Source organism: Mycobacterium sp. TH-M82 (genome assembly GCF_057473605.1).
Window position 1 is genome coordinate 1 of the sequence record NZ_JBYCKY010000914.1, and the last position, 4,959, is coordinate 4,959.

Genomic DNA, 4,959 nt, shown 5'->3' on the forward strand with positions numbered 1-4,959 from the left:
TCAACGGCGCCCGCCAGGTTCCCGGCCGGCACACCCGGGTCACCGGACTCGAGTTCGTCGACAAGCTGGTGCGGGTCGACCAGTCGCCGATCGGGCGCACGCCACGGTCGAATCCGGCGACCTACACCGGGGTGTTCGACAAGATCCGCACCCTGTTCGCGGCCACCACCGAGGCCAAGATCCGCGGCTACCGGCCGGGCCGGTTCTCCTTCAACGTCAAGGGCGGCCGCTGCGAGGCGTGTACCGGCGACGGCACCATCAAGATCGAGATGAACTTCCTGCCCGACGTCTACGTTCCGTGTGAGGTCTGCCAGGGCGCCCGGTACAACCGGGAGACCCTGGAGGTGCATTACAAGGGCAAGACCATCGCCGAGGTGCTCGGCATGCCGATCGAGGAGGCGGCCGAGTTCTTCGAGCCGATCACCGCCATTCACCGCTATCTACGCACTCTGGTCGACGTCGGCCTGGGCTATGTGCGGCTCGGCCAGCCGGCGCCGACGCTGTCCGGAGGCGAGGCGCAGCGGGTGAAGCTGGCCTCGGAACTTCAGAAGCGCTCCACCGGGCGGACCGTCTACATCCTCGACGAGCCCACCACCGGGCTGCATTTCGACGACATCCGCAAACTGCTCACTGTGCTCAGCGACCTTGTCGACAAGGGCAATACGGTGATCGTCATCGAGCACAACCTGGACGTGGTCAAGACCTCGGACTGGATCATCGACATGGGTCCGGAAGGCGGTGCCGGTGGCGGGACAGTGGTGGCGGCAGGCACCCCGGAAGATGTCGCCGCGGTGGCGGAGAGCTACACCGGCAAGTTCCTCGCCGAGACACTGGGGTCATCCAAGAAACCTGCTGAGTCCCCTGCCCGCCGGCGACGCAAGGTCAGCGCCTAGCGCCTGGCGCGCTACCTGTCGTCGGGCAGCAGCCGAAATGCCGGAGTGCCGGTCAATGGAGCGACAGCGCGGAAATCTCGACGGTCCAGTGTGAGCACAGCGTCGGTCTCGTCCTGGTCGGCCACCACGACGGTGACAGCATCGGTGATGTCGAGCCGCATGGCCCCGTAACGGTTTTGGACGGTGCGCGCAGCCCGAAGTGCGGGCGACGAAACGATGCGGATGGCAACGCGGCCGGTAGGATCCTGCGCGAGTACCGGCGTGATCAGCGTGGTTTCGCCAGCGGGAAGGGCAACGTCTCCCGGATGCTGCGGCCGGTGACCAGCATGACGACCCGGTCGACGCCCATCCCCAGACCGCCGGTCGGGGGCATCGCGTACTCCATCGCCTGCAGGAAATCTTCGTCGAGCTCCATGGCCTCGGGATCACCGCCGACCGCGCGCAACGACTGCTCCTGCAGCCGGCGGCGCTGGTCCACCGGATCGGTGAGTTCGCTGTAGGCGGTACCCAACTCGACGCCCCAGGCCACCAGATCCCACCGTTCGGCCACTCCGGGTTTGCAACGGTGCGGTCGGGTCAGCGGCGACACTGACGTGGGGAAGTCGGTGTAGAAGGTGGGCCGCTCGGTGCGAGCCTCGACCAGCTGCTCGTAAAGTTCGAGCACCACCGCGCCGGCATCCCACTGCCGGAGGAAGTGAACACCGGCGGCATCGCACAGCCGGCGCAGGGTGGCCAGGTCGGTGTCGGCGCCGATGTGCTCACCGAGCGCATCGGACACCGCGTCGTGCACGGTCCGCACCGGCCAGACCCCGGAGATGTCCACCGGCTCAAGGTGACCGGGTGTTCCGTCGGCGCTGTCTGCACCGTCTTGCCGGGGCCGCATCACCACCGGCGCGCCGTTGGCCGCGCAGGCGGCGTTCTGGATCAGCTCTCGGGCTCCGTCGATCCAGGTCAGGTAGTCGGCGTGCGCCTGGTAGGCCTCCAGTAGGGTGAACTCGGGGTTATGGCTGTAGTCGACGCCCTCGTTGCGGAACGCCCGGCCCAGTTCGAAGAGCCGCTCGACGCCACCGACGCACAGTCGTTTGAGGTACAGCTCCGGGGCGATGCGCAGATACAGGTCCAAGTCGTAGGCGTTGATGTGGGTGGTGAACGGGCGGGCGCTGGCGCCGCCGTGCAACTGCTGCAGGATCGGGGTTTCGACTTCCAGAAAACCCTTGGCGAACAACGTCTCCCGGATTGCACGCAGCACGTTGCCGCGGGCCGTGATCAGCGCTCGGGATTCGGTGTTGACCGCCAGGTCCACGTAGCGGGACCGCACCCGCGCCTCGGGATCGGTCAGCCCTTTCCACTTGTTCGGCAGCGGGCGCAGGCACTTGCTGATCAACCGCCAGCGGTGCACCAGCAGCGAGGGTGTTCCGCTGCGGCTGTGTCCCATGTTTCCGGTCACGTCGACCAGGTCACCGAGGTCGACGGCCCTGCTGAAGTCGGCGGCGCAGCCGCCATTGGCGTCTGCGAGCACCGAATTGTCCAGCAGCAGTTGCAATTCACCTGACCAGTCGCGCAGCTGGGCAAACAGCACACCACCGTAGTCACGCATCAACAGCACCCGGCCCGCCACCGAAACGACGGTCCCAGCATCCAGGCCGGCCAGTGCCTGGGCCACCGTGTGACTGGGCGGGCAACCCACCGGATAGGCGTCAACGCCATTGTTCTGCAGGGTCTTCAGCTTTGCGAGCCGAACCCGAACCTGTTGGGGCAGTCGCGGGCTGCGCGAGGCCGTATCGGTGGAACCGAGCGGCTCACGGGGCAGTCCCGAGAGATCGGGCGCGGTGCCGTCGTTGTGCAGCAGGCCGGTCGCCACCACCGCCGCCGGCACCGACGAGTGGTGGCCGGTGTGCTGCTTGTTGCGCCCGGAGAACGGCAACACCAGGAAGCCTTCCGCGATCACCGATGCAACACCCACCCGGGGGATCAGCCGGGCATCCTCATAGCACGCGTAGCGGGGCACCCATTCGGGTTGGTATTTCATGTTCGAGCGATACAGCGTCTCCAGCTGCCACCATCGCGAGAAGAACATCAGCACCCGGCGCCAGGATCGCGCCACCGGGCCGGCCCCGAGCTGTGCGCCCTGCTCGAACGCCGACCTGAACATGGCGAAGTTCAGCGAAATCTTGCTGATGCCAATGCCTTGAGCTTGCAACGCCAGTTCGCTGACCATCAGCTCGATGGTGCCGTTGGGGGATCGCGGAGAACGGCGCATCAAGTCCAGTGAGACACCGCTGGTCCCCCACGGCACCAGCGACAGCATCGCCACCACCGCGTCGTCGCGCTGCACCGCCTCGACCAAAAGGCAGTCGGTGTCAGCCGGGTCGCCGAGCCGGCCCAGTGCCATCGAGAAGCCCCGTTCGGATTCGGTGTCCCGCCACGCGTCGGCACGCTGGATCATCATCGCCATCTCGTCGGCACCGAGATCGCCGTGCCGGCGGATCCGCACCGCCAGCCCGGCCCGGCGCGCCCGGGTCACCGCCTGACGGACCGCCCGCCGGTCCGGGCCGGACAGCCGGAAGTCGGCGGGGTGCAGGATTGCCTCGTCACCGAGTTCCAGGGCGCTGAGACCGGCATCGCGGAACGCTTGTGCCCCTTGCACGCTGGCACCCATCACGCCGGGTGCCCAACCATAGATTTTGCACAGCGCCAGCCACGCGCCGATGGCCGACGGCCATGCCCCCGGGTCGCCCACGGGGTCGCCGCTGGCCAGGCAGACGCCAACCTCGACCCGATAGGTGATGGCGGCGCGTCCGTTGGGGGCGAACACCACCGACTTGTCCCGGCGGGTGGCGAAGTAACCCAGCGAATCGTTCTTCCCGTAGAGCTCGAGCAGCCCGCGAATCGCCGATTCATCCTGGCCGGTCAGCGCGTTCTCGGCGCGCTGCGACAAGAACAGCACCACGGCCGCGGCCATCAGCGGCACGGCACCGAGCAGCCCGAAGAGCACCTTGAGCACAACATCCGGCTTCCCGGCAAACACCTCCGAGCCCGCCAGGGCGAATCCCATCACCCGATTCACCACGTAGGGTAGCCGCATCCGGCGTTCCAGCGTCCCCGGAAACAGTTCGATCAACCCCCAGGACAACAGGATCGCGATCACCCACCCGGAAAGCAGCACCGTCGCCGACCTGAACAGGGCGCCGGGGCGTACCTTGGCCCAGAACTCCCCGTAGGCCAGCACCAGCAGCCCGATCGCGGTCGCGTGCAGAACCAGGCCGGCGACAGCGCTTGCGGTCTGCAGTGCGTCGGCTGTGCCGGAGGCCAGCTTGGCGGCATTCCAGCCGGCCGCGATGAGCAGGTTGGCGACCAACAGCCACCAGGCGATGCGCTTGCGTGCCATCAAGGCCGCGGCCAGCAGGGCCAGCACGAACGCCCACGCGACACTGGTGTCGGGAAAATTGAACAGGTAGTTGTCGACGAACTTGCGCGGAACCTTGATGATCCACCGGATCAGCGGTGACAGGCTTGCCAGGAGTGCCAGGGCCGCGGCGGTGCCGACGGCCCAGCCGGCGAATACCGGAACCCAGTGATACCGCGAGGTCCGTTTGCTCCCCGAACTGCTTCCCGAGCGCAACAAAGCCAGTGACATAGGCTGCGAGGATATCTCTGCGAATCCATCCGTGCTGCGCGGCTGCTAGACTGTGCTCCGCGACCGTCCCGGCGAACGCCAGGACAGGCAAGTGGAGTCCCACTCCCACCGCCGGCCGCGGAGGAATCCGAAGGCTGCGCGGTCCGGTCGCAGGCAGCCAGGCTGCCTGCTCTGCGCGGCGCGCAGGCGGCTCCCCTCGACGGGGGCCATGATCGGTCGGCATCGGGCCCTGCTTCGTGCAGGGCTTTTTCGCTGATGGGGTGCGGTTTCCAGCGGTCGCGGCCTAGCACTACGACCCACCACGACCCACCACGACCCACCACGACGCACTACGACTACCCAGGGAGGTCCCATCAGCACAGAGATCCGCGTCAACGAGCGCATCCGCGTACCTGAGGTCCGATTGATCGGGCCGGGAGGCGAACAGGT

General features: G+C 67.3%; 2 protein-coding genes and 2 pseudogenes. 2 read left to right on the forward strand and 2 right to left on the reverse strand.

Going from position 1 to position 4,959, the window contains the following annotated elements:
- Positions 1–893 (forward strand): annotated as a pseudogene (locus AC2VON_RS26730) (excinuclease ABC subunit UvrA); the annotation flags it as partial.
- Positions 894–904: 11 nt separating this feature from the next.
- Here AC2VON_RS26730 and AC2VON_RS26735 read toward each other — a convergent pair.
- Both AC2VON_RS26735 and lysX read right to left on the reverse strand, forming a co-directional pair.
- Positions 905–1,054: a hypothetical protein gene (locus AC2VON_RS26735; protein WP_486955473.1), complete on the reverse strand. Its 150-nt coding sequence runs from the start codon at positions 1,052–1,054 to the stop codon at positions 905–907.
- A 104-nt stretch (positions 1,055–1,158) separates the two neighbouring features.
- Positions 1,159–4,530 (reverse strand): bifunctional lysylphosphatidylglycerol synthetase/lysine--tRNA ligase LysX, encoded by a 3,372-nt coding sequence (gene lysX, locus AC2VON_RS26740; protein ID WP_486955474.1) that lies wholly within the window; start codon positions 4,528–4,530, stop codon positions 1,159–1,161.
- A 352-nt stretch (positions 4,531–4,882) separates the two neighbouring features.
- Here lysX and AC2VON_RS26745 point away from each other — a divergent pair.
- Positions 4,883–4,959, forward strand: a pseudogene (locus AC2VON_RS26745) (translation initiation factor IF-3); the annotation flags it as partial.

Excerpts from the sequence above, each read along its gene's own strand:
- AC2VON_RS26735 (WP_486955473.1), bottom strand. The coding sequence starts at position 1,054 with ATGCGGCTCGACATCACCGATGCTGTCACCGTCGTGGTGGCCGACCAG.
- lysX (WP_486955474.1), bottom strand. The coding sequence starts at position 4,530 with ATGTCACTGGCTTTGTTGCGCTCGGGAAGCAGTTCGGGGAGCAAACGG.